We start from the raw sequence: 23,790 nt of genomic DNA, 5'->3' as shown, positions 1-23,790 counted from the left end.
GGATGCCCCTTGCACGCCGGACGACCCACGTCGATCAGGGAGATGGCGGAGGTTCGGTTCCGCCACCTGGTCCAACCTCCCCCACCGGGTTTCGCCCTGTGTGGTTGGTCGGACACGCTTAGCGTAAGAATGCGGCTACAGCGCGACTGGAGCCCGACTGAAGTGATCTCTAGGCTCAAGGCGTGGGGCACAGCACTTCGGCAAAGGACACGTCGGTGGCGCACGACAACCCCGAGTCTCTCCGGTTCGAGGTACTCGGCCTGCTTCGGGTTCTCCGCACCGGTCGCGAGGTCGACCTCGGTGCGGCCAAGCAGCGTGCCGTCCTCGCCGTGCTGCTGCTCAACCGCAACATCCCGGTGAGCCGCGACCACATCATCACGGCCGTCTGGGGCGACGCCGTGCCGTCCAGCGCGGTCAACCTCGTGCAGACCTACGTGGCCGGGCTGCGCCGCGCGCTGGAGCCCACCCGCGCCCGCCGCGCGCCCGCCGAGCTGCTGACCTCGGTCGGCGACGGCTACCTGCTGCGGGTCGAGCGCGGCGCGCTGGACCTGGACGTGTTCGAGTCCGGCGCCACGGAGGCGGGCAGGCTGCGGGCGGGCGGCGACCTCGCGGGCGCGGCCCGGCTGCTGGAGGACGGGCTGGCGCTGTGGCGGGCGGAGCCGCTGGGCGGTGTCGCCGGGCTGTTCGCCGAGGTCGAGCGCGGCAGGCTGGTGGAACGCCGGTTCGCGGTCCTGGAGGAGCGGGCGGAGCTGCGGCTCGCGCTCGGCCAGGGCGCGGACCTGGTCGGCCAGCTCACCACGCTCGTCGGCGACCAGCCGCTGCGCGAACGCGCCCACGGGCTGCTGATGCGCGCGCTGTGCCAGGCCGACCGGCAGGCCGAGGCGCTCGCCGTCTACCGCGAGGCCCGGCGCGTGCTGATCGACGAGCTGGGCGTGGAGCCGGGGCCGGAGCTGCGGCGCGTGCAGAAGGCCGTCCTGGCGGGCGAGGACCCGGAGCCCGGTCGGGCGGCGGCCCCGCCCGCGGCCCCCGCGCCCGTGACGCCCGCCGTCGGCACGGTGCCCGCCCAGCTGCCCCGCGCCCCCGCGTCGCTGATCGGCCGGGAGGCCGAGCTGCGCCGGATGGACGAACTCCTCGCCGACGACCCCGGCGGTGGCCTCCTGCTGGTCGTCAGCGGCCCCGCGGGCGTCGGCAAGACCGCGCTCGCCCTGCACTGGGCCCACCGGGTGCGCGACGCCTTCCCGGACGGGCAGCTCTACGTCGACCTGCACGGCTACGACCCGAACCAGGACCCGCTCGACGCCGGCGAGGTGCTCAACCGGTTCCTGCGCACGCTCGGCGTGCAGCCCGGCGACGCCCCGGTGACGGTCGAGGAGCGCTCGGCGCTCTACCGCACGCTCGTCGCGGACCGGCGCATGGTCGTGATGCTGGACAACGTGCTCGGCTCGACCGAGCTGCTGCCGCTGCTGCCGGGCTCGTCCTCCTGCGTCGTCGTCACGAGCCGCAGGCGGCTGGTGGGGCTCGTCGCGCACGCCGAGGCCCGACTGGTGGAGCTGGACATGCTCACGCCCGACGCGGCCGTTGAGGTCCTCGGCCGGGTCGGCGGGCGGGGCGGGGAGGCCGACGGGCTGCGCAGGCTGGCCGAGCTGTGCGACGGGCTGCCGCTCGCGCTGCGCATCGCCGCCGCCCGGCTCGCCGTGTCGCCGTCGCTGCGGGTGGCGGACTTCGTGGCGGAGCTGGACGACGAGCACGGCAGGCTCGCCGCGCTGGGCCTGGAGGACGGCGAGGGCCCGGTGCGGGCCGCGCTGGACGCGTCCCGCCGCGCCCTGCCGCCGTTGGCCGCCCGCCTGCTGGCCCTGCTCGGCCTGCACCCCGGCCCGCACGTGACGCCGTTCGTGGCCGCCGCGCTGGCGCTGGTCGACGCCGCGCAGGCGCAGCGCGCGCTGGACTCGCTCACGGCGGCGAACCTGCTGTCGGTCGGCGAGCCCGGCCGCTACGGCGCGCACGACCTGGTCCGCGTGTACACCAAGACGCTGGCGGGGGAGCTGTCGCCGGAGGAGCGCCGCGAGGCCACCGGCCGGATGCTGGACTACTACCTGCACGTCGCCGACGTGGCGGACGGCCTGCTGCCGATCGGCCGCAGCAGCGTGCGGGTCGAGCCGAAGCACCCGCCGACCGCCGTGCCGAAGCTGGCGTCCTCGGCCGACGCCATCGGCTGGCTGGAGGCCGAGGAGGCGAACCTGCTGGCCGTCGCGGACCTCGCGGCGGACGGCTCGGCGGCGGTGTTCGACCGCGACTGGCTCGTCCACGCCTGGCAGCTCGCGTACGCGCTGTCCCGGTTCTTCTGGCTGCGCACGGACCACGGGACGTGGCTGCGGGTTACCGAGGCCGGGCTGCGGGCCGCGACCGACCTCGGCGACCCGAAGGCGAAGTTCGTGATGCTGTTCAACCTCGGCTCGGCGCTGCTCCGGTTGCGCCGCAAGGACGAGGCGCTGGGCAGGCACCGCGAGGCGCTGGAGGTCGCGCGCGCCAGCGGAGACGTGGACCAGCAGGCCCGCGCGCTGGCGACGGTCGCGGACGTCCTCCAGGACGTCGGCCGGATCGAGGAGTCCGAGGAGTACTACCGGAAGGCGATCGAGGTCGCCCGCGTGGCCGGGTCGCGGTGGACCGAGGCCAACGCGCACCACAACCTCGGCCTGCTCTACCTGGCCAACGGTCGCGGCACGGAGGCCCCGACGTGGCTGCGCGCGGCGCTCGGCATGTACCGCGAGGTCGGCGAGCAGTGCGGCGAGTCGATCTGCCACTCGGACCTGTCCGGCGCTCTGCTGGCCGAGGGCCGGTTCGAGGAGGCGGCGGCGAGCGCGCGGTCGGCGTTGACGCTGGCGACCGACGCCGCGAGCCCGTACCACCAGGCGCTCGCGCACGACCAGCTCGCGACGGTGTTCGACCGGCAGGGCGCGCCGGGCGCGGTGTCGCACTGGCAGCGGGCGCTCGCGCTGTTCACCGATCTGGACGCCCCGGAAGCGGACCAGGTCAGGGCCAGGCTGGCGCGCACACGGGCGGTCTCGCCGACCGCGGTGTGACGATTGGTCTATACCTATTGACAGCGGGCACCCCCGCTACTTACGTTCAGCGCAGCGCGTCACGGGTGAGCCGTGACACATATCCCTGCTCTCTCAACACACCTGCCAGGCCGCCGCCAGGTGCAGGAGGTTTGCCGTGCCCAGAAAGCTGGTGCCGGTGTTGGCGATGCTCGCCACGCTGGCCGGACTCTTGATCGCCGTAGCCAACCCAGCCCCGTCCAGCGCGGCGGGCAACGAGGACTGCCGCCCGGACGGCCTCTACAAGACGCCCGGCGTCGACGTCCCCTACTGCACGGTCTACGACACCGCGGGCCGCGAGTCGTTGGACGCCAACCACTCCCGCCGCGTCATCGGGTACTTCAGCAGTTGGCGCACCGGCAAGGACGGGTCGCCCGCGTACCTGCCGAAGGACATCCCGTGGGGCAAGGTCACGCACCTGAACTACGCTTTCGCGCACATCGACAACCAGAACAAGATCTCCGTCGGCGATCCGGGCGCTAACAACGCCTCGACCGGCATGGAGTGGCCTGGTGTCGCGGGCGCGGAGATGGACCCGTCGCTGTCCTACAAGGGGCACTTCAACCAGCTGACGAAGTTCAAGAAGCAGAACCCGAAGGTCAAGACGCTGATCTCCATCGGAGGCTGGGCCGAGACCGGCGGCTACCTCAAGGCCGACGGCACCCGTGACGCCAACGGCGGGTTCTACAAGCTGGGCCAGAACCAGGCCGCGATCGACACGTTCGCCGACTCGGTCGTGACGTTCCTGCGCACCTACGGCTTCAACGGCGCGGACATCGACTACGAGTACCCGACGTCGAACAACAACGCGGGCAACCCGGACGACTTCGGCCTGGCCAACGCCAACCGCGGCAACCTGTGGTCCGGCTACGAGAAGATCATGAAGACGCTGCGCGAGAAGCTCGACCGCGCGAGCGCCGCCGACGGCAAGCACTACCTGCTGACCGCCGCCGTGCCCGCGTCCGGCTGGCTGCTGCGCGGCATGGAGGCCTTCCAGGTCACCAAGTACCTGGACTACCTCAACGTCATGAGCTACGACCTGCACGGCTCGTGGAACCACTTCGTCGGCCCGAACGCCGCGCTGTACGACAACGGCAAGGACGGCGAGCTGGCCGCGGGCGGCGTGTACACCGCCCCGCAGTACGAGGGCGTCGGCTACCTGAACACGGACTGGGCCTACCACTACTTCCGCGGGGCCATGCAGGCCGGGCGGATCAACATGGGCCTGCCGTTCTACACCCGCGGATGGCAGGGCGTGACCGGTGGCGTCAACGGCCTCGGCGGCACGGCCGCGTTGCCGGACCAGACGAAGTGCCCGGCGGGCACCGGCGGCACGGTCGGGTCGACCACGCCGTGCGGCAACGGCGCGATCGGCATCGACAACCTGTGGCACGACAGCACCGCGGGCAACGCGGAGGTGCCGTCGGGCGTGAACCCGATGTGGCACGCGATGAACCTGCAGAACGGGATCACGCCGGACTACCTGGCCGCGTACGGGTTGACGCCGGACACCGACCCGACGGACCGGATCACCGGCACGTACGCGCGCAACTACGACACGACGCTCGTGTCGCCGTGGCTGTGGAACGCCACCAAGAAGGTGTTCCTGTCCACCGAGGACGAGACCTCGGTTGCCACGAAGGCGAAGTACATCGCCGACAAGGGCATCGGCGGCGTGATGATCTGGGAGCTCGCCGGGGACTACAAGTACGACTCGGTGAAGAAGCAGTACACCATCGGCGACACGCTGCTGACGAAGATCAACGACGGTCTGCGCGGAGCCGCTCCGTACGGGAACCTCAAGGCCTCCACGGCCACGCCCGCCGACGTGCTGAACGTGTCGGCCGTCGTGGGCGGGTTCGCGTTGGGCGACGCCAACTACCCGATCACGCCGAAGCTGAAGGTCACCAACAACTCCACGGTCACGATCCCCGGTGGGACGAAGATCGAGTTCGACTACGGCACCAGCGCTCCGGGGAGCATGACCGACCAGTCCGGGTTCGGACTGTCCGTGGTCTCCAAGGGGCACACCGGGGCCAACGTCGGCGGACTGCGCGGCGACTTCCAGCACGTGTCGGTGACGATGCCGTCGTGGCAGACGCTGGCGCCGGGCGCGAGCGTGGACATCACGATCAACTACCAGCTGCCGATCTCGTCGCCGTCGAACTTCCGGTTCACCTTCGGCGGCAAGACCTACGCGATCGCGTCGGACTACCCGCGCGGGACGGTCGGCGGCCCGACTACCACGTCGTCGTCGACCACGACCACGACGTCCACCACGACCACGACGTCGACCACCACCACGACGCCGACCACCACCACCACCACGACCACTCCGCCGGGCAACTGCTCCGTGGCGGCGTGGGACCGGACGAAGGTGTACGTCGGCACGAACGTGGTGTCGTGGAAGAGCCGAAAGTGGACCGCGCAGTGGTGGACCACGGGCGAGGAGCCCGGGACCACCGGCGAGTGGGGCGTGTGGCGGGACAGCGGGGCTTGCTGATCGCCTGACGTGAACGAGGGGGGCGCATCCGGCTTCGGCCGGGTGCGCCCCCTTTTTTTTGGTTCACGGAGCCGTCAGCGGTGCGTCGTGCCCGCCGGGATCCGGTACGGGGCGGGCAGTGCCAGTGCGGTGAGCGCGGGGACTTCGGTGAAGGCGCCGGCGCCGTCGTTGCGGAAGTGCCGGAGGACGTTCACGCCGCCGGACCGCCGTTCGATGACGCCCGCGTCCGGGATGCCGTCGGAGTCGACGTCGATCGGGAAGACCTCCAGGTTCGTGGTGTAGGGCGCCGGCGACGTGGCCAGCACCGCTTTGGGCGCGCCGTTGCCGAAGTGCACCTCGGCGCGGGGGCCCTCACCCGCGGAGTCGCACCTGCGGGACACGAGCATGTCCTGCCCGCCGTCGCCGTTGAAGTCGACGAAGTAGTGCTGCGGCACCGCTTTCTGGCTGCACACGCTGAACGGCCCTGGCACGATCGCGCCCTGCGCGGTGCTCAGCAGCGCGTGCGCGGTCCTCTGCTGGTCGGTGGACTGCCAGATGTCGCCGAGCCCGTCGCCGTTGAAGTCCACCGTCTCGATAGCGCTCGGCATGCTCAGCCCGTCGTACCTCGCGATCGGCTGGAACCGGCTCAGCACCAGCAGGTCCGGCCCGTCGAACCCGTCGAACTGGGTGGTGACCAGCTCGGTCTCCCCGTCCCCCTTGAGGTCGACCGCGACGCCCATGTTCGGGCACCTCGGCTCCCTCGTCATCGGCGAGGTGTAGCTGTGCACGACCGGCGCCAGGTAGGTGCCGTCCGGTTTCCTGGTCTCGACGCTCACCGTGCAGGTGGGGTTGCCGATCCCGATGCGGCCGAGGGTGGCGCGATCGAGCCTGCCGTCCCCGTCGAGGTCGCCGATGATCGGCTGGTTCGCCAGGTTCGCCAGCGCCGGTGAGTGGACCCCGAGAAGTGCGGTGAAAGTGACTGCGAGCAGGACGAGGAGTCGTCGCATGTAAGTACCTCCACCTGGGGAAGCGCCGACCCTGGCCCGAGTGTTACGTCACGGAACCCGATCGGCCTACCGGCGGGTTGTCCCGACTTTCGCCACTCCCGGCCGGGGAATGCGCTAGGCGGCCTAAGGCCCTTGCGGCGTAAGGCGCGTGAACCTCCGATGCCCGGCGCCGCCCCTTACGTCGACTCTCGGTGTCACGAGCAAGCGACCCGAGGGAGTGGACATGAGCGTCGAGTGGACGCCGGAAGCGATCAAGGCGGAGATCGACTACCGGCAGGGTGCGATGAGGGCTGACGCGGAGCACGTGCGGGAGTTCCGGCGGACCTCCGGGCGCAAGGTGTCGTGGTGGGCGAAGGTGGCCGGGCTCGCTCGGTCGGACGTGCCGGAGCGTCGGGGCGATGCCGCCTGAGGTGTGCGAACATGCCTGTCGTGGCGCGTCTTGGTTCCGGCATCCCCCTGGTGGCCCGCGGTCGGGAGATGGGGCGGCTGCGGGCCGCTCTGGCGGCCGCGGCCGGGGGGAAGGCGTCCGCCGTGCTGCTCGCGGGGGACGCGGGGGTCGGCAAGACGCGCGTCGTGGACGAGTTGGCGTCCGCCGAGGGCACGCTCGTGCTGACCGGGCGGTGCCTGGACGTCGGGGAGATCGGCATCCCTTACCTCCCGTTCGCCGAAGTGCTCGGGCAGGTAAGGGATCGGGGGCTGCTCGACATCTCCGGGCGGCCCGCCCTCGCACGGTTGTTGCCGGAGTTGGCGCTGCCGGTCGGGCGGGACGAGGCTCGGGAGAGTTCGAACCAGCTGTTCCCGCAGGGGCGGCGGTCCGAACAGGACGTCGGGCAGCTCCAGCTGTTCGACGCCGTCCACGGGCTGCTGGGGGACCTGGCCGAGCGGCACACGGTGCTGCTGGTGCTGGAGGACCTGCACTGGGCGGACGCGTCGACGCGCTACCTCCTGTCGTTCCTGCTGTCCCGGCTGCGGTCGCAGCGGCTGCTGATCGTCGGCACCTACCGGTCCGACGACCTGCACCGCGCGCACCCGTTGCGGCCCTTGCTGACCGAGCTGCTGCGGCTGCCCGCGGTCGACCGGGTCGAGCTGCGGCCGTTCGGCGAGGAGGACTCGCGGGCGTTCGTGGACGCGCTGGCCGACGAGCTCCCGGACGACGTGGTGCGCGAGGTCGCGGAACGGTCGGAGGGCAACCCGTTCTTCGCGGAGGAACTGCTCGCCGCCGCGAGCTGCCTGCCCAGCGGCGGGATGCCGTCGGCGTTGGCGGACGTGCTGCTGACCCGCATCGAACGGCTCGGCCCCGGCACCCAGCACGTGGTGCGGGTCGCGTCCATCGGCGGCCGCCGGGTGAGCCACGACCGGCTGCGGACCGTGGCGGGGCTGGACGACGTGGCCCTGGACGTGGCGCTGCGGGAGGCCGTGCAGCACCACGTGCTGCTGGTCGGCGAGGGCGACGAGATCTACGTGTTCCGGCACGCCCTGTTGCAGGAGGCGGTGTACGGGGACCTGCTGCCGGGAGAGCGGGTGCGGCTGCACGCGGCGTACGCGCGGTACCTGACCGGGCGCACGGGCCGCGGCGTCGCCGCCGGGTTGGCCTACCACAGCCTGGAGTCGCACGACCTGCCGCGCGCGTTGGCCGCGTCGGTCGACGCCGGGCAGGAGGCGCACCAGACCGGCGCGCCCGCCGAGGCGCTGCGGCACTTCGAGCAGGCGTTGAAGGTGTGGGACGCGGTCGCGGAGGACCAGCGGCCCCCGGACGTGACGGAACTGGTGTTGTTGAGCCGGGCGTCTTGGTCGGCGGGCACGGCCGGGCAGCCGGAACGGGCGCTCGCGTTCGCCCGGTCCGCGACGAAGGTCGTCGACCCGGCCGACCCGGAGAAGGCCGCGGAGATGTGGCGGCGGGTCGCCCAGGCGTCGCAGGGCCTCGACGGGCACGACCAGGAGATGTACGAGGCCGTCGACCAGGCGTGGAGCCTGGTGCGGGACCGGCCCGCGAGCGCGTCCCGCGCGTGGGTGCTGGCCGTGTCGGCGTCGTGCCTGCGCTACGCCCGCGACCTGCCGCTCGCCCGTGAACGCGCCGAGATGGCCGTGCGGGACGGTCGGGCGTCCGGCGCGGCGGGGGCCGTGGCGGACGCGCTGGCGACGTTGGGCCTGCTGGACGACAGCGACAACCGCACGGAGTCCGCGCGCGAGCACCTCGCCGAGGCGATCGAGAACGCGGCCGAGGTCGACGCGGTGAACACCGAGCTGCGCGCCCGGTACTTCCTGGGCATGCACTTCTACGACCGCGGCGAACTCGGGCGGGCGCGGGAGGTGTTCGAGGAGGCGGCGTCGCGCGCCAAGGTCAAGGGGATGATCTGGAGCGGGTTCGGCCTGGAGATCCGGGTGCTGCTGGCGCTCACGCTCTACCACCTCGGCCGCTGGGACGAGAGCGCCGCGGCCGCCGAACCGCCCGGTCTGGCCGTGTCCAGCACGGTCGTCGCGCGGCTCGCCGCGGCGGGCACGCACGTCGCCGTCAGCCGCGGCGACTTCGAGCACGCCGAACGCCTGATCGGCGAACTGCGCAAGGACTGGCACCGGGACGTGCAGATCGCCCTCATCACCGGCGGCACGGGCGCGGAACTGGCGCAGTGGCGCGGCACGCCGGAGGTGGCGGTCGAGCGGGTCGCGGACACCATCGACTGGACCCGCCGGTTGGACGGCGAGTGGCTGCTCGCGGGCATCCGGCTCGGGGCGCTCGGCATCGCCGGGCACGCCGACGTGGCCGCCAACGCCCGCCGCCGCCGGGACAAGGCGGGCGAGGCGAAGGCCGTCGCCGAGGGCCACCGGCTGGCCGACTACGCCCGTGCCACGGCCGTGAACGGGCTGCCGCGCACCGGCGTCCTCGGGCCGGAAGGCCAGGCGTGGCTGGCCCGCGCCGAAGCCGAGGAGAGCCGGCTGGGCGGCGCGGGCGACCCCGAGCTGTGGGCGAAGGCCGTGGACGGCTTCGCCTTCGGCATGGTGTTCGAGCAGGCCGTGTGCCGGTGGCGACTGGCCGAGGCCCTGCTGGGCGCGGACCGCCGCGACGAGGCCGCGACCCACCTGCGGGAGACCGCCGAGTTCGCCCGCGACCTCGGCGCGGCCCCGCTCCTCGACGCCGTCACCCAGGCCGCCCGCCGGGCCAGGATCACCCTGCGCGCGACCGAGACCGAACCCCGCGACCACGTGGACCCGTTCACCCCGCGGGAACGGTCCGTGCTCGGCCTCGTCGCGCTCGGGCGCACCAACCGCGAGGTCGGCGAGGAGCTGTACATCAGCGAGAAGACGGTCAGCGTCCACCTCACCCGCATCATGGCCAAGCTCGGCGCGGGCCGCCGCGCCGAAGCCGTCGCCATCGCCTACGACCGCGGCCTGCTGGACCCGAGCCAGGACGACCGAGGTCTCCGGTAGGGGTTCGTCAACCGAGGAGAACCCGCGTACTGGAGACCTCGTGAGCACCCCGGCGGTGGCCAGGGGGACGACGACACCGCACCCGGCGGTGTGCGGAGCCCGGTCTAGCGGAACTGCCAGGCCGTGGAGTGCAGGGGATCCGAGCCGGGTCCTCCGTAGGTGACCTGGATCAGGGGCGTGCGGTCGGCGAGCGCCTCGGAGCGCATGATCAGGACCTTGCCGCTGTGCCGGGCGACGAGCTGCGGGAAGCCGGCGACACCGCTGTCCCCCTCCTTCCACTGCTGGTTGAAGTCGAGGTTGCACGGGTTCTGGACGACCGGGGCGCTCTCGGCCTGGCTGGCGTCCTTCACGGCCATGCACTGCCCGCTGGCGGCGACCCGGAGCCGGAAGTAGCCGCTGTCGGTGGGCAGCTTCTCCCACAGCTGCGCGACGGTGCCGTTGCAGGTGTAGATCTGGACCTTGGCACCGGACGTCTGGCTGGCGCCGTCGACGTCCACGCACGTGCCGGTGTGCCAGGACACGATCGTCCGGAACTCCGCGAGCGCCGCGGGTCCGTCCGCCGTGGACCGGTCGGCGCTCGCCGCGGCCGGAGCCACCAGACACAGGCCGAGACCGGCGGCGAGCACCACCGCCTTGGACACCTCGCGCAGCAGAGTACGCATCCGCTTCCCCTTTCCCCTCAGGATTCGGAGGCCCGCAGGAGTGCCGGTGGCGGCCGCGATCGTCTCGACCGCGGCCACCACACCCCCTGGCTGGGTCCTCCTCGAACAGGAAGCCACCGTCCCACGCCCCGTCGACAGTTCATCGACAATCCGGCGACAGCGCCGCCCCGACGTGCTAGGCGCGCTCCACCCTGATCCACAGCGCCGCGTCCGCCGTGGTCCCGTCGGCCGACAGGCGGGTGCTGAGGATCTCCGGGCCCGGCACGCTGCGGTACGGGTTGGACGGGAACCACTGGGTGAACACGTCGCGCCACACCTCCTGGAGCACCTTCGGGAACTCGCCCGAGCTCTCGAACACCGCCCACGTGCCCGCGGGCACGTCGAGCGCGTCCAGGTCGTCCGGCACGGTCGCTCCGCTGGCCACGGCGTAGTAGTAGTCGAGTTCCGTGCCCTCCTCGCGGCCGTCGGCGATGTTCACGCTGACGTTGAGCACCCCCGCGGGCTCCTGGTCCGACAGCGCCGCGACGCGCTCCCGCACCTCCGGGTCCAGGCCCTTCACGAACTCGACGATCGCCGGGTTCATCCCCTCGTGCACCAGCGGCACCCGCTCCTTGCGGCCCACCAGCCGGAACGCGTCCTTCTCCACGACCTTGTACTCCATGCTGCCACTCCCTTCGACGACGAGGCGGAAGGACATCCGGGGCTGGGACCGCAGGGCCGCGCCGGTCCTGCGGGCCTCACCGGGGCCGACGCCGTGCACGGCCCGGAACGCCCTGGCGAACGCCTCGCCCGAGCCGTAGCCGTACCGCACGGCGATGTCGAGCAGCGTCTCCCCGCCCGCCAGCACGTCGGCGCCCGCGACCGTGAGCCGCCTGCGCCGCACGTACTCCGACAGGGGCATCCCCGCCAGCGCGGAGAACAGCCGCCGCAGGTGGTACTCCGACGTCAGCGCGATCCGCGCCAGGTCGGCCACCTCGACGGTCCCCTCCAGGTTCCGCTCGACGTGCTCCATGGCCTGGTTCAGCCGTTCCAGCACTCCGGCCTCCCTTCCTCGACGCCAATGCTGCGGCCCGCACACCCTGCCGCACCCGACACTTGGGAGCCCGGTCCGGTCGGGTCGTGCGACCACGGGAGGACCCGAAGTCATCCTTGAGGGTGAGGCCGAGGTGGGCGTGAGGAGTGATGTCCGCGCACACCGCCGCTGCCTAGGTTTTCCCTTGTCAGCGTGACGATGAGCGAATGGGGCAGGGAATGTCTGCAGTGGTGTCCGAGACGGGCCGGGTTGGCACGCAAGCCGCCGTCGCCGCCTCCGGCCTGGTGAAGGTGTACGGCAAGGGCGACACCGCGGTGCGGGCGCTCGGCGGCGTGAGCGTCGCGTTCCAGGCCGGGAAGTTCACCGCCATCATGGGCCCCTCCGGCTCCGGCAAGTCGACCCTCATGCACTGCCTCGCGGGCCTGGACAACGTCGACGGCGGGTCCGTCCACATCGGCGGGACCGAGATCACCGGCCTCAACGACAAGGACCTCACCAAGCTCCGCCGCGACCGGATCGGGTTCGTCTTCCAGGCGTTCAACCTGCTGCCCACGCTGTCCGCCGAGGCGAACATCCTGCTGGGCCTGGAACTCGCGGGCCGCAAGCCCGACAAGCAGTGGTTCGACACCATCGTCGACGTGCTCGGCCTGCGCGACCGGTTGAAGCACAAGCCGTCCGAGCTGTCCGGCGGCCAGCAGCAGCGCGTGGCCTGCGCCCGCGCGCTGGTCGCCCGCCCGGACGTGGTGTTCGCCGACGAGCCGACCGGCAACCTGGACTCGCGCTCCGGCGCCGAGGTCCTCGACTTCCTGCGGATGTCCGTGCGCAAGCTCGGCCAGACCGTGATCATGGTGACCCACGACCCCGTCGCCGCGTCCTACGCCGACCGCGTCGTGCTGCTCGCCGACGGCCACCTCGCGGGCGAGATCCAGGACCCGACCGCCGACTCGGTGCTCTCCGCGCTCAAGCACCTGGGGGCGTGATGCTGAAGACCATCCTCGCGGGCGTGAAGGCGCGCACCGCGCGGCTCCTGCTGTCCTCCATCGCGATCATGCTCGGCGTCGCCTTCGTCAGCGGCACGCTGGTGCTCGGCGACGGCATCACCGAGGGCATGAAGGACGAGTTCGCCAAGAGCGCCCGCGGCGTCGACCTGTCGATGTCGCTCACCGGCGAGGGCCCGGAGTCCGACACCGGCATCACCCAGGCCACGCTGGACAAGGTCCGCGCGACGCCGGGGGTGGCGGGCGCGGACGTCCGCAGCGTCATCTCCGCCGCGCTGCTCACCGCGAACGGCAAGGCCAAGCCCGCCACCGCGGGCCCGCTGGCGTCCACCCCGGACCTGCGCGAGTACGACCTCAAGGACGGCCGCTTCCCCACGTCGGCCTCCGAGACCGCCGTCGACGTGCGGGCGCTGAAGACGGCGAACCTGTCGATGGGCCAGCAGATCACGGTGCTGGACAAGAACGACGGCAAGCACTCGTTCACGATCGTCGGCACGTTCGCGCAGGGCGCGAACTCGATGTCGCTCGGCGGCAGCGAGCACCTCGTCGTGCTGCCCGAGGTCCTGCCCGAACTGGCGGAGAAGGTCCGCGGCTACGAGCTGGTCGCCACGGCCGCTCCCGGCGTGACGCAGCGGCAGCTGGTCGACGCGGTCAAGAAGTCCGTCGGCGAGGACAAGGGCTACTCGTTCCAGACCGGCGACGAGCTGACCACCTCGACGCTGAAGCAGATCAGCGAGCAGGCCTCGCAGATCACCCAGGTGCTGCTGGCGTTCGCGCTGATCGCGCTGGTGGTCGCGGCCATGGTCATCTACAACACGTTCACCATCCTGGTCACCCAGCGCACCAGGGAGCTCGCCCTCATGCGCTGCGTCGGCGCGAGCCGCGGCCAGGTGTTCGGCAGCGTCATCGCCGAGGCCGTCGCGATGGGCCTGTTCGCCTCGGTCATCGGCCTGTTCGGCGGGATCGGCGTCTCCGCGCTGCTCCAGACCGTCATCGGGGCCTTCTCCGACGACAACACGGTCGTCCGCCTGCCCGTCACGCTCACCACCGTGCTCGCCGCGTTCGGCGTCGGCGTCCTGATCACGGTGATCTCGGCGGCGCTGCCAGCCCGCAAGGCCACCAAGGTCGCCCCCGTCGCCGCGCTGCGCTCGCAGCTCGACAGCAGCGAGGAGGTCGCCCGCACCGGCAAGTGGCGGATCGCGTTCGCCGTCCTGTTCGGCCTGGCCGGAGCGGCGGTGATCTCGTTCGGGATGGGCATGGAGGAGGAGGCCGCCATGCTCGTGACCGGCACCGGCACGATGCTGCTGCTGGCCATGGTCGTCACGCTCGGCCCGGTGCTCGTGGGCCCGGTCAACCGCGTGCTCGGCGTCGTGCCGAGGGCCCTGTTCGGCGTGCCGGCGAAGCTCGCGTCCGGCAACGCGGGCCGCAACCCCAAGCGCACCGCCGCCACCACGGCCGCGCTGATGATCGGCGTCACCATCGTCAGCCTGGTCACCGTCGTGGCGACCAGCGCGAAGGAGACCGCGAACGCCGAGGTCGACCAGCGCTTCCCGGCGGACTACACGGTCACCACGTCCGTCTACAGCAAGCAGCTCCCGCAGGAGCTGGTCGACCAGCTCGCCGGGCTCCCCGAGGTCGGCAAGGTGGCCCCGATGGCCGCGTTCTCCCCGGAGAGCGCCGACAACTCCAAGTTCAGCGCCTACCTCCTGGGCACGACCCCGGCCATGATCGGCGACCTGGTCCGGCCCAAGGCGTCCTCGGGCACCATCACCGGTCTGAAGGACGGCGACGTGGCCCTGGACAGCCGCTTCGCCAAGCGCTCCGGCCTGGCCGTCGGCGACGTCCTGCCCCAGGGCGTCGGCGACACCAAGCGGGACCTGAAGGTCGTCGCCATCGTCGACGGCCTCCAGGGCAACGGCCTGGTCACCCTGGACACGCTGAACTCGTTCAAGCCCACCACCGCGGGCTACGAGAGCGTCCTGGTGAAGCTCAAGGACGGCGTCACGACCGAGACGGGCCGCGCCGCGGTCGAGAAGGTCACCGACGCCTCGCCGATCGCCGTCATCGACAGCGCCGCCGAGACGAAGGCGCAGCTGAACACCCAGGTCGACCAGGTGTTGGGCTTCATCTGGGCCCTCATCGGCCTGGCCGTGATCATCGCCCTCTTCGGCATCGCCAACACGCTGACGCTGTCGGTGCTGGAGCGCACCAGGGAGTCCGCGCTGCTGCGGGCGCTCGGCCTCACCAAGGGGCAGCTGCGCTCGATGCTGGTGATCGAGTCGGTCCTGATGGCCGTCATGGGCGCCGCCATCGGCCTGGTGCTGGGCATCGGCTTCGGCTGGATCCTCGTCAAGGCCATGTCGTCGGCCAGCTTCGCCATCACGTTCGCCGTCCCGGCGGGCCAGATCGGCGCGATGCTGCTGGCCGCCGTGCTCGCCGCGATGCTCGCCGCGGCCATGCCCGCCCGCCGCGCGGGCCGCACCTCGGTCGTCGCCGGTATGGCCGAAGCCTGACCACCCGGTCCGCTCTCCGTCGGGGGAGCGCGGACCGTCGCCCCCGGTGCCCCGCGTCCCTCACGGCGCGGGGCATCGGCATGTCCGGGGTGGCGGGAAGTTGCCAATCAGCAGGTCAGGGCTCTGATCCGGGGTGGTGGTCGACATCTTCCCGGCACCGACCGAAGCCTTAAGTGTACTGTACGTACAGTTCACTTAAGGAGAATCCATGCGTACCTGGTTCATCACCGGAGCGTCCCGCGGCCTCGGCCGGGCCATCGCCCGCGCGGCGCTGGCGAAGGGCGACCGGGTCGTCGCCACCGCGCGCGACGCGGCCTCGATCGACCTGACGGGCCCGGAGCCCGACCGGCTGCTCGCCCTCCCCCTGGACGTCACCGACCACGCCTCGATCGACCGGGCGGTGCTCGCCGCCACGGAGGCGTTCGGCCGGATCGACGTGCTGGTCAACAACGCGGGCTTCGGGCTGCTCGGCGCGATCGAGGAGGTGACCGACGCCGAGGTCCGCCGGGTGTTCGAGACCAACGTGTTCGGGCTGCTCGCGGTCACCCGCGCCGTCCTGCCCGTGCTGCGACGGCAGCGGGCGGGGCACGTCGTCATGATCTCGTCGGTCGGCGGCTTCTCCGGCGCGTCCGGCTGGGGCGCCTACAACGCGACGAAGTTCGCGGTGGAGGGCGCTTCCGAGGCCCTGGCGGCCGAGGCCGCCCCGCTGGGCGTCAAGGTCACGATCGTCGAACCCGGCGGGTTCCGGACCGACTTCCTCGACGGCGGGTCGCTGCTCACCGGCGAGCGGGTCGTCGAGGACTACGCCGCCACGGTCGGGCGCACCCGCCTCGACGCGGCGGCCGCGCACGGCAACCAGAGCGGCCACCCGGACCGCTTGGCGGACGCCGTCGTCACCGTGGTCGAGGACCCCAATCCGCCGCTGCGGCTGGTGCTGGGCAGTGCCGCCCTCGCGCGCAGCCAGCGCAAGCTCGACCAGGCGCAGGCGGACTTCGACGCGTGGCGCGCGGTCACCGACGCCGTCGACGAAGAGCCAGTCCGGACCACGTCGTGACCGCCTGTTCGCGCGTCGACCCCCGACCCCCGACCGACCCCCGCGCCGAACCCGCGATCGCCACGGGTTCCACTCCGAAAGGCTCCTCGATGGTCGACGACAGGACCGGGGCCACCACCCGGCGTCGCCTGCTCCGCCTGACGGCCGCGCTCGCGACCGCCGCGCCCCTCACCGCCCTCGTGCCGGGCGGCACTGCGGGAGCGACGCCCGACCGTCGCGTGCGCCAGGTGGTGCTCGTGCCGCGGTTCGGCGGTGATCCCACCTCCGACTGGTACCCGTGGCTGTCCCGCCGACTGGCCGACCTCGGCGTCCGGCTGAAGGTGGTGCGGCTGCTGCCCGAGCCGACCGCTCCGGGCGTCGACCAGATGGTGGCGGCCATCGCCAAGGCGGTCGGGGACGACCGGGCGGGCACCCTGCTGGTCGGGCACAGCGTCGGCAGCCGGGCGCTGCTCGCCTACCTGAGCCGGCACGGAAAGGGCCGCGCGTTCGCCGGGCTGGTCTCGGTCGCGGGCTGGTTCACGGTGGACGACCTCGGCTCGTACCCCGCGCTCGTGCCGTGGGTGGACCTGGCGGTCGACGCCGCGGCGATCACCGCGGCGGCCGGGCCGATCACCGTGCACCTGTCGGACGACGACCCGTTCACCGCGGACTGGCGGACCAACGCGGGCAGGTGGTTGGCCGAGCTGGGCGCTTCGGTGCACCTCACGCCCGGTGCGGGCCACTTCATGGCGACCACCGCGCCCCAGGTCGTCGACACGATCCGCGCGGTGGGCGACCGTAGTATGGCGCGGTGACCGATCAAGAAGGCCCCCGTTCCGGGAGGACGTCCGCGGCGCCTTCCGGAGCGGAGACCCCCGCGGTGGAGCACCCGCGCACCCGCCGCGCCCGCAAGGCGGTGCTGGACGCCGCCACCGCCCTGATGCTCGAACACGGCCCCAACGCCGTCACCGTGGACCAGATCGCCGCCCTGGCGGGCGCGAGCAAGGCCACGATCTACAAGCACTGGCCCAACAAGACCGCGGTCACCATCGACGCCTTCGCCGCCCACATGGCCCAGGAGGTGCCCCGGCCGGACACCGGGTCCACCCGCCGGGACCTCACCGAGCAGGTCGTCGCGGTCTGCGCCTTCTACTCCTCGTCGGCGGGCCGGATCTTCGCGCAGCTGATCGCGGACGTGCAGACCGACCCGGACGGCGCGGGCCTGTTCCTGGACCGGTTCCTCGCCGGTCGGCGGCAAGCCGTGCGGGAGCTGTGGGACCGGGGCGTGGCGCGCGGCGACATCCGGCCGGGGACCGACGTCGAGATCGGCATCGACGTGCTGTTCGGGCCCGCGATCTTCCGGCTGATGACGGGCCACGCGCCGCTGGACCCGGCCTCGGCCGTAGCTATCGCCGACGCCGTCCTCGACGGCCTCCTCGACGACCGCGCCCCGGTGGGCTGAGTCACCCCGGCAGGCGGGCGAAGAGGAGCGCGCCGGGCACCTCCTCGTCGGGGTTCAGCAGCGTTTGCGCCTCGATCGCGAACCCGGCGGCGCGCAACCAGTCCGCGACCCGCTCCGGCCGACGGCGGTGGACGCGCACCCTCATCGGGTGGCCGCCGTAGCCCTCGGTCTTCAGCCGCGACCCGTCGCCGACGTGGAACCCGACCTGCACCCGACCACCGGGCCGCAGCACCCGCCGGAACTCGTCGAACACCCCCGGCACCTCCTCGTCCGGCACGTGGATCAGCGACCACCAGGCCAGCACCCCCGCGAGCGAGGCGTCGGGGAGGTCGAGGTCGGTCATGGAGCCGACCTCGAACCGCACGCCGGGGTGTTCCCGCCGGGCCACCTCGACCATGCCGGGGGAGAGGTCCACGCCGAACGCGTCGACGCCCAGCGCGCGCAGGTCGGCGGTGACGTGACCGGGCCCGCAGCCCACGTCCGCCACCGGTCCGCCCCCGTCCGCGCGCACGACGTCCGCGAACACCGCCAGCGCGGCCCGCAGGTGCGGCAGTCCGGAGAGGCCGTCGCGCAGCTGGTCGGCGTAGCTGGAGGCCACGGTGTCGTAGGAGGTCCGGGTGTCGGTCGGCCAGGTCATGGCGGACGACCGTAGTGCTCCGAACAGAAAATTAATCTTCTTCCCACGCGTCACGTCCGGGCCCGAAGCCCCTCTACCTGGGTGCGGGGTTGGCTCGGGCGAGGGCCGGGCCAACCCCCGCCTCTTGCCCCGCTGGGCCGTTCGGAGCACAGTTCACCCGGAGTTCACCCGTACTGGTGCTGCCGCCGCCACCTCGTACTGCTGAAATCACCGTCAGCGTCGCGTTCACCACGCGACGGCACCGGGAGCGGTCCTAAGGTTACGGAACGATGTCGACAACGGGGCTCCGGCTTGACAGCGGTCGCCGCCACGTCGACTGTGAGAGCGCTCTCACCACGTCGGGTCGCGCGGGAGAGCGCGTCGAGGAGGATGGATGAGCAAGAGTCTGGCCGGTCGGGCGGCGACGGCCGTGGTGGCCGTCCTGGCCGTGTCGAGCGCGGCGGCCTGCGGGGGAGGGGCGGGAGCGGACGGCGGGAAGGTCAAGCTGTCCATCGGCGTCTTCTCCGACTTCGGGTACGACACCCTGGTCAAGGAGTACCAGGCCGCGCACCCGACCATCGAGATCGAGCAGCGCAAGGTCAAGATGGAGCAGCACCACACCCAGCTCGCGACCCAGCTGGCCGGCGGGCGCGGAGCCGCCGACATCGTTGCCATCGAGGAGGGCAACGTCGCGCAGTTCCGCCAGTCCAAGGACAAGTTCGTGAACCTCGCGGACTACGGCGCCAAGGACCTCGCGGGCCAGTGGACGCCGTGGAAGTGGAACCAGGGCACGGCGGACGACGGGAACTTCGTCCTGGGGCTCGGCACGGACATGGGCAGCCTCGCCCTGTGCTACCGCCGCGACCTGTTCGAGGCGGCCGGGCTGCCGGTCGACCGCGAGGCGGTCGGCAAGCTGTGGCCCACGTGGCAGGACTACGTCGCCACCGCGCAGACCTTCACCGACAAGACGCCGAACGTGAAGTTCGTCGACACGGCGCTGAACGTCTACAAGGCGATCCTCGACCAAGCGGAGGAGGGCTACTTCGCGAAGGCGGACGACTCCTACATCGCCGACAAGAACACCAAGGTCAGCGAGGGCTTCACGCTCGCGGCCGTGCTCGGCGAGAAGAAGCAGACCGGCGCGGTCGCGCCGTTCAGCCAGGAGTGGAACGTCGCGCTGAAGCAGGCGTCCTTCGCCACCACCACCTGCCCCGCGTGGGCGCTGGCGCTCATCAAGGCGGGCGCGGGCGACGAGGCCGCGGGCAAGTGGGACGTGGCCGCCGCGCCCGGCGCGGGCGGCAACTGGGGCGGGTCCTTCCTGGCCGTGCCGAAGCAGGGCGCGCACCCCAAGGAGGCCTACGAGCTGGCCAAGTGGCTGACCGCGCCCGAGCAGCAGAAGCGGATCTTCAAGGAGACCGGCAACCTGCCGAGCGAACCGGTGGCCTACAAGGACCCGGAGGTCACCGCGACCGTGAACGACTTCTTCAACAAGGCCCCGGTCGGCCAGATCTTCGCCGCCTCGGCCGAGAGCCTCCAGCCGACCTACCGCGGCACCAAGGACTCCAAGGTGACGCCGGTGTTCAGCAACGCGCTCGCGCGCGTGGAGCAGGGCAAGCAGAGCACGTCCGACGCGTTCGCGCAGGCGTTGAAGGAAGCGCAGGACGTCGCCAAGTGACGACGGAACACCACCAGCGGAGCGGGGCCTCGGCCCCGCTCCGTTCCACGTCGGGGCGGGAAAACCGGAGTTGGGCGCTCACGCGGTTCGACAACCGGTACACGCCGTACCTCGTGATCGCCCCGTTCTTCGTGGTGTTCGGGATCTTCGGCCTCTACCCGCTGCTCTACACCGCGTGGGTGTCGCTGCACGACTGGCAGCTCATCGACGGCGACCAGGGCTTCACCGGCCTGGACAACTACGCGAAGCTCTTGGGGGACGCCAACTTCTGGAACGCGCTCGGCAACACGCTGAGCCTGTTCGTGCTGTCGACCGTGCCGCAGCTGTTGGCGGCACTGGGGTTGGCGGCCGTGCTGGACCGCGGCCTGCGCGGCAGGCTGTTCTGGCGCGCGGGCGTCCTGCTGCCGAACGTGATCTCGGTGGCGGCCGTGGCGCTGGTGTTCGCGCAGCTGTACGGCCGGGACTTCGGCGTGGTGAACTACCTGCTCGGCCTGGTCGGGATCGACCCGGTCGACTGGCACGCCGAGACGTGGGCGTCGCACCTGGCGATCAGCTCCATGGTGATGTGGCGCTGGACCGGCTACAACGCCCTGATCTACCTGGCGGCCATGCAGTCCGTGCCGAAGGACATGCACGAGGCGGCCGTGCTCGACGGCGCGTCGCGGTGGCGGTCCTTCTGGTCCATCACGGTCCCGAGCATCCGCCCCACGATCCTGTTCACCGTGATCACGTCGACGATCGGCGGCATGCAGCTCTTCGTGGAGCCGCAGCTGTTCGACCCCGGCGGCACGGCGACCGGCACCGGCGGCTCGGACCGCCAGTTCCAGACCCTGGTGATGTACCTGTACGAGAAGGGATTCCGGTTGTTCGACGCGGGTTATTCGGCCACGATCGCCTGGGTGCTCTTCCTCGTGGTGCTGGTCGTCGCGGGGGTCAACTTCACGGTGGCGCGGCGCATCGCGTCCCAGGGCTGAGGGGGAAGCCGTGGTCTCGGTCGTGACCGCTCCGCCCGCCGTGCGACCGGGACGGGGCACCAAGCGCCGCAAGGCGTCCGGCGACCGCGCCGGACCGCTCCTGCACGCGCTGCTGGTGGTCGTGCTGGCCGCCTCGGTGTTTCCGCTGTACTTCTCGTTCGTGGTCGCCAGCAAGGACAACTCCGTGCTGGGGGAGGCCGTCCCGCCGCTGACGCCGGGGGGCAACCTGATCGAGAACATCACCAGGGTGTTCGACACCGTCGACTTCTCCCTGGCGATGATGAACTCCCTGATCGTCGCGAGCACCGTGGCGATCTCCAACGTCCTGCTGGGCGCGCTGGCCGGGTTCGCCTTCGCCCGCCTCAGGTTCCGGGGCCGCAACTCCCTGTTCCTGCTCGTCGTCGGCACCTCCATGGTGCCGGCCCAGCTCGGCGTGATCCCGCTCTACATGCTGATGTCCGACCTCGACTGGTACGGCACCCTCCAAGCCGTCATCGTGCCCGCGCTCATCGGCGCGTTCTCGGTGTTCTGGATGCGGCAGGCGTGCGAGGAGTCAGTGCCGTACGAACTCATCGAGGCCGCGAGGGTCGACGGGTGCTCGGTGTTGCGCACCTTCTGGCACGTCGCGCTTCCCGCTGTGCGACCGCAGGCCGCCGTCATGGGCATGTTCACGTTCATGACGGCGTGGAACGACTTCTTCTGGCCGCTGATCGTGCTCGACCCCAACGACAGCCCGACCGTCCAGGTCGCGCTGTCGGCGCTCGCCAGCGGCTACTACACCGACTACTCGCTCATGCTCGCCGGCGCATCCCTCGCGGTGCTGCCGGTCGTCGCGATCTTCATCCTGCTGTCCCGCCAGATCGTCGGCGGGATCATGCGGGGTGCGCTGAAGGGATGACCTGGATGACCACGACCGACCCGAGCCGTCTCGAGGGGGCAACCGCCCTCGACGTCGACACCCTCCGCTTCCCGCCGGACTTCGTCTGGGGCGCGGCCACGGCCGCGTTCCAGATCGAGGGCTCGATCTCCGCGGACGGCCGCACGCCGTCCATCTGGGACACCTTCGCCGCCACACCGGGCAAGGTGCTCAACGGGGACAACGGCGAACCCGCGTGCGACCACTACAACCGGTCCGCCGAGGACGTGGAGCTGATGGAGCGGCTCGGCCTCGCGGCCTACCGCTTCTCCGTGGCGTGGCCCCGGATCGTGCCCGCCGCGGACGGCGTCGTCGAGCCGCGCGGGCTCGCGTTCTACGACCGGCTCGTGGACCAGCTGCTGGCCAAGGGCATCCAGCCCGTCGCCACGCTCTACCACTGGGACCTCCCGCAGTGGCTGGAGGACGAGGGCGGCTGGCGCAACCGCGACACCGCGTACCGGTTCGCCGAGTACGCGAAGGTCGTGCACGGCCACCTCGGCGACCGGGTCAAGCTGTGGAGCACGCTCAACGAGCCGTGGTGCTCGGCGTTCCTCGGCCACCACAAGGGGATCCACGCGCCCGGCCTGAAGGACTCGCAGGCGTCCCTGGAGGCCATGCACCACCTGCTCCTGGCCCACGGCCTGGCGACGCGGGCGATGCGCGAGCAGGCCGCCGACGACCACAAGTTCTCCCTCGTCCTGAACTTCACCCAGGCCTGGGCCGACAACGATGACACCGCGTCCAAGGACGTCGTCCGCAAGGTCGACGGCCTGCACAACCGGATCTTCCTCGACCCGGTGCTCGGCAAGGGCTACCCGGCCGACGTCGTCGAGGACGTCGCGTGGCTCGGCGACTGGCAGCGCGTGGTCCAGGACGGCGACCTGGACGTCATCGCCACCCCGATCGACTTCCTGGGCGTGAACTACTACAGCCCGACGCGCGTCGCCCCGGCCGCGGACCCCGAGGTCGTCACCGACGGCCCGTTCCCCGGCCTGCGCGGCGCCGAGCTGCTGGACCCGCGCGGCGAGCTGACCAGCTTCGGCTGGGAGCAGAACGCCGACGCGTTCGCCGAGCTGCTCACCCGCCTCGGCCGCGACGTGGACGGCCTGCCGATCGTGATCACCGAGAACGGGTCCGCGTTCACCGACGTCGTCGCCGACGACGGCGGCGTCGACGACCCGCAGCGCGTCGCGTTCCTGCTGGACCACCTGCGGGCCGTGCACCGGGCCATCGAGTCGGGCGCCGACATCCGCGGGTACCTCGCGTGGTCGCTGCTGGACAACTTCGAGTGGGCCGAGGGGTACAGCCAGCGGTTCGGCGTCGTGCGCGTCGACTACGAGACCCAGGAGCGGACGGTCAAGCGCAGCGGCGAGGTGCTGGCGCGGATCATCGGCCGCAATTCCATTCCGGCCACCGGGTACGACGTGGAGTAGGACCCCTCACGAGGGGCGCGGGGGGTGTCACGGCCGGGGGCCGGGGCGCCCCTCACTCCATTCGGGGTGAATACGTCGGGCGATGCCCACGCACGGTTGTTCGTCCACGTCACCGCGTCACTCGAATGCCACTCGCCGTGGACTTGATCACGAGCGTTCCTCTGCTTCTCCCGCCCACGGGGCATTCGGGGCGTGTTCCCCGCGGTCACGGCGTGATGCCGCCGCTCAGGCCTCCGCGATCACGACGTGGTGCTGACTCTCATGCTTCTGCGGTGACGGCGTGGTGCTGCCTCTCGGGCCGCCGCGGTCGAGCGCGCTCGACAGGGTGTCGAGCCGTGTCCCGTGCTCAAGGCCCGAGTGCACGGGGCCGCACCTCTGGGAGCGCTCCCTTGGCCGCCCACCGCGCTCGTGCCTCCCGATTCCCGCCACGTTCGGGAGGACTTATCTTTCGCGCATTCCGGC

At 71.7% G+C, this 23,790-nt stretch carries 17 protein-coding genes; 13 read left to right on the top strand and 4 right to left on the bottom strand.

All coding sequences use genetic code 11. From position 1 onward, the window contains the following. Positions 1–182 precede the first annotated feature (182 nt). Together ACFWW9_RS09525 and ACFWW9_RS09520 are read left to right on the top strand one after the other, a co-directional pair. Positions 183–3,080 carry a BTAD domain-containing putative transcriptional regulator gene (locus ACFWW9_RS09525; protein WP_390373843.1) on the top strand — a complete coding sequence of 966 codons (2,898 nt, stop codon included), beginning with the start codon at positions 183–185 and terminating at the stop codon, positions 3,078–3,080. A 166-nt stretch (positions 3,081–3,246) separates the two neighbouring features. Beyond that, a complete protein-coding gene (locus tag ACFWW9_RS09520; protein ID WP_390373868.1) occupies positions 3,247–5,601 on the top strand; it encodes a chitinase C-terminal domain-containing protein in 2,355 nt (784 codons plus the stop codon). A 74-nt stretch (positions 5,602–5,675) separates the two neighbouring features. Here ACFWW9_RS09520 and ACFWW9_RS09515 read toward each other — a convergent pair whose 3' ends face one another. Further along, on the bottom strand, positions 5,676–6,587 hold the full coding sequence (locus tag ACFWW9_RS09515) for an FG-GAP repeat domain-containing protein (protein ID WP_390373841.1): 912 nt from the start codon (positions 6,585–6,587) through the stop codon (positions 5,676–5,678). A 223-nt stretch (positions 6,588–6,810) separates the two neighbouring features. Between ACFWW9_RS09515 and ACFWW9_RS09510 the strand changes: the two genes are divergently transcribed. Both ACFWW9_RS09510 and ACFWW9_RS09505 read left to right on the top strand, forming a co-directional pair. Next, complete coding sequence (locus ACFWW9_RS09510) at positions 6,811–6,996, top strand: hypothetical protein (RefSeq protein WP_390373838.1); 186 nt, start codon at positions 6,811–6,813, stop codon at positions 6,994–6,996. A gap of 11 nt (positions 6,997–7,007) precedes the next feature. Continuing rightward, positions 7,008–10,013: an AAA family ATPase gene (locus ACFWW9_RS09505; protein ID WP_390373836.1), complete on the top strand. Its 3,006-nt coding sequence runs from the start codon at positions 7,008–7,010 to the stop codon at positions 10,011–10,013. Positions 10,014–10,117: 104 nt separating this feature from the next. Here the strand turns inward: ACFWW9_RS09505 and ACFWW9_RS09500 are convergent, their stop codons facing one another. Beyond that, positions 10,118–10,675 (bottom strand): RICIN domain-containing protein, encoded by a 558-nt coding sequence (locus ACFWW9_RS09500; RefSeq protein WP_390373833.1) that lies wholly within the window; start codon positions 10,673–10,675, stop codon positions 10,118–10,120. A gap of 175 nt (positions 10,676–10,850) precedes the next feature. After that, entirely contained in the window at positions 10,851–11,711 is an 861-nt protein-coding gene (locus ACFWW9_RS09495; RefSeq protein WP_390373831.1) for a helix-turn-helix domain-containing protein, read from the bottom strand. 215 nt (positions 11,712–11,926) lie between these two features. Between ACFWW9_RS09495 and ACFWW9_RS09490 the strand changes: the two genes are divergently transcribed. From ACFWW9_RS09490 to ACFWW9_RS09470, 5 genes are all read left to right on the top strand, one after another. After that, positions 11,927–12,688, top strand: a complete 762-nt coding sequence (locus ACFWW9_RS09490; RefSeq protein ID WP_390373829.1) for an ABC transporter ATP-binding protein — start codon at positions 11,927–11,929, stop codon at positions 12,686–12,688. Further along, positions 12,688–15,219 (top strand): ABC transporter permease, encoded by a 2,532-nt coding sequence (locus ACFWW9_RS09485; protein ID WP_390373827.1) that lies wholly within the window; start codon positions 12,688–12,690, stop codon positions 15,217–15,219. Before ACFWW9_RS09490 ends, ACFWW9_RS09485 begins: the two co-directional genes overlap by 1 nt. 208 nt (positions 15,220–15,427) lie before the next feature. Beyond that, on the top strand, positions 15,428–16,273 hold the full coding sequence (locus tag ACFWW9_RS09480; RefSeq protein WP_390373824.1) for an oxidoreductase: 846 nt from the start codon (positions 15,428–15,430) through the stop codon (positions 16,271–16,273). 89 nt (positions 16,274–16,362) lie between these two features. Continuing rightward, the gene (locus ACFWW9_RS09475) at positions 16,363–17,067 is read left to right on the top strand and encodes an alpha/beta hydrolase (RefSeq protein ID WP_390373823.1); all 705 of its coding nucleotides are present in this window, start codon (positions 16,363–16,365) and stop codon (positions 17,065–17,067) included. Beyond that, positions 17,064–17,714 carry a TetR/AcrR family transcriptional regulator gene (locus tag ACFWW9_RS09470; protein ID WP_390373821.1) on the top strand — a complete coding sequence of 217 codons (651 nt, stop codon included), beginning with the start codon at positions 17,064–17,066 and terminating at the stop codon, positions 17,712–17,714. Before ACFWW9_RS09475 ends, ACFWW9_RS09470 begins: the two co-directional genes overlap by 4 nt. Before the next feature lies 1 nt (position 17,715). On the opposite strand, the gene ACFWW9_RS09465 is transcribed toward ACFWW9_RS09470, so the two are convergent. Next, positions 17,716–18,351: a methyltransferase domain-containing protein gene (locus ACFWW9_RS09465; RefSeq protein ID WP_390373819.1), complete on the bottom strand. Its 636-nt coding sequence runs from the start codon at positions 18,349–18,351 to the stop codon at positions 17,716–17,718. A gap of 373 nt (positions 18,352–18,724) precedes the next feature. Here ACFWW9_RS09465 and ACFWW9_RS09460 point away from each other — a divergent pair, with 373 nt between their 5' ends. From ACFWW9_RS09460 to ACFWW9_RS09445, 4 genes are all read left to right on the top strand, one after another. Continuing rightward, positions 18,725–20,005 (top strand): extracellular solute-binding protein, encoded by a 1,281-nt coding sequence (locus ACFWW9_RS09460; protein WP_390373816.1) that lies wholly within the window; start codon positions 18,725–18,727, stop codon positions 20,003–20,005. A 113-nt stretch (positions 20,006–20,118) separates the two neighbouring features. Continuing rightward, positions 20,119–20,979, top strand: a complete 861-nt coding sequence (locus ACFWW9_RS09455) for a carbohydrate ABC transporter permease (RefSeq protein ID WP_390373865.1) — start codon at positions 20,119–20,121, stop codon at positions 20,977–20,979. A 100-nt stretch (positions 20,980–21,079) separates the two neighbouring features. Next, a complete protein-coding gene (locus tag ACFWW9_RS09450; protein ID WP_390373862.1) occupies positions 21,080–21,877 on the top strand; it encodes a carbohydrate ABC transporter permease in 798 nt (265 codons plus the stop codon). 5 nt (positions 21,878–21,882) lie between these two features. Further along, the gene (locus ACFWW9_RS09445; RefSeq protein ID WP_390373813.1) at positions 21,883–23,328 is read left to right on the top strand and encodes a GH1 family beta-glucosidase; all 1,446 of its coding nucleotides are present in this window, start codon (positions 21,883–21,885) and stop codon (positions 23,326–23,328) included. Positions 23,329–23,790: the final 462 nt, after the last annotated feature.

Source organism: Umezawaea sp. NPDC059074 (genome assembly GCF_042738955.1).
In the GTDB taxonomy this organism is placed as follows: Bacteria; Actinomycetota; Actinomycetes; order Mycobacteriales; family Pseudonocardiaceae; genus Umezawaea.
Note: the sequence above shows the minus strand (reverse complement) of the source record. Positions and strands in the feature narration are given on the sequence as shown.

Excerpts from the sequence above, each read along its gene's own strand:
- ACFWW9_RS09520 (WP_390373868.1), top strand. The coding sequence starts at position 3,247 with ATGCTCGCCACGCTGGCCGGACTCTTGATCGCCGTAGCCAACCCAGCC.
- ACFWW9_RS09515 (WP_390373841.1), bottom strand. The coding sequence starts at position 6,587 with ATGCGACGACTCCTCGTCCTGCTCGCAGTCACTTTCACCGCACTTCTC.
- ACFWW9_RS09510 (WP_390373838.1), top strand. The coding sequence starts at position 6,811 with ATGAGCGTCGAGTGGACGCCGGAAGCGATCAAGGCGGAGATCGACTAC.
- ACFWW9_RS09505 (WP_390373836.1), top strand. The coding sequence starts at position 7,008 with ATGCCTGTCGTGGCGCGTCTTGGTTCCGGCATCCCCCTGGTGGCCCGC.
- ACFWW9_RS09500 (WP_390373833.1), bottom strand. The coding sequence starts at position 10,675 with ATGCGTACTCTGCTGCGCGAGGTGTCCAAGGCGGTGGTGCTCGCCGCC.
- ACFWW9_RS09490 (WP_390373829.1), top strand. The coding sequence starts at position 11,927 with ATGTCTGCAGTGGTGTCCGAGACGGGCCGGGTTGGCACGCAAGCCGCC.
- ACFWW9_RS09485 (WP_390373827.1), top strand. The coding sequence starts at position 12,688 with ATGCTGAAGACCATCCTCGCGGGCGTGAAGGCGCGCACCGCGCGGCTC.
- ACFWW9_RS09480 (WP_390373824.1), top strand. The coding sequence starts at position 15,428 with ATGCGTACCTGGTTCATCACCGGAGCGTCCCGCGGCCTCGGCCGGGCC.
- ACFWW9_RS09475 (WP_390373823.1), top strand. The coding sequence starts at position 16,363 with ATGGTCGACGACAGGACCGGGGCCACCACCCGGCGTCGCCTGCTCCGC.
- ACFWW9_RS09465 (WP_390373819.1), bottom strand. The coding sequence starts at position 18,351 with ATGACCTGGCCGACCGACACCCGGACCTCCTACGACACCGTGGCCTCC.
- ACFWW9_RS09460 (WP_390373816.1), top strand. The coding sequence starts at position 18,725 with ATGAGCAAGAGTCTGGCCGGTCGGGCGGCGACGGCCGTGGTGGCCGTC.
- ACFWW9_RS09445 (WP_390373813.1), top strand. The coding sequence starts at position 21,883 with ATGACCACGACCGACCCGAGCCGTCTCGAGGGGGCAACCGCCCTCGAC.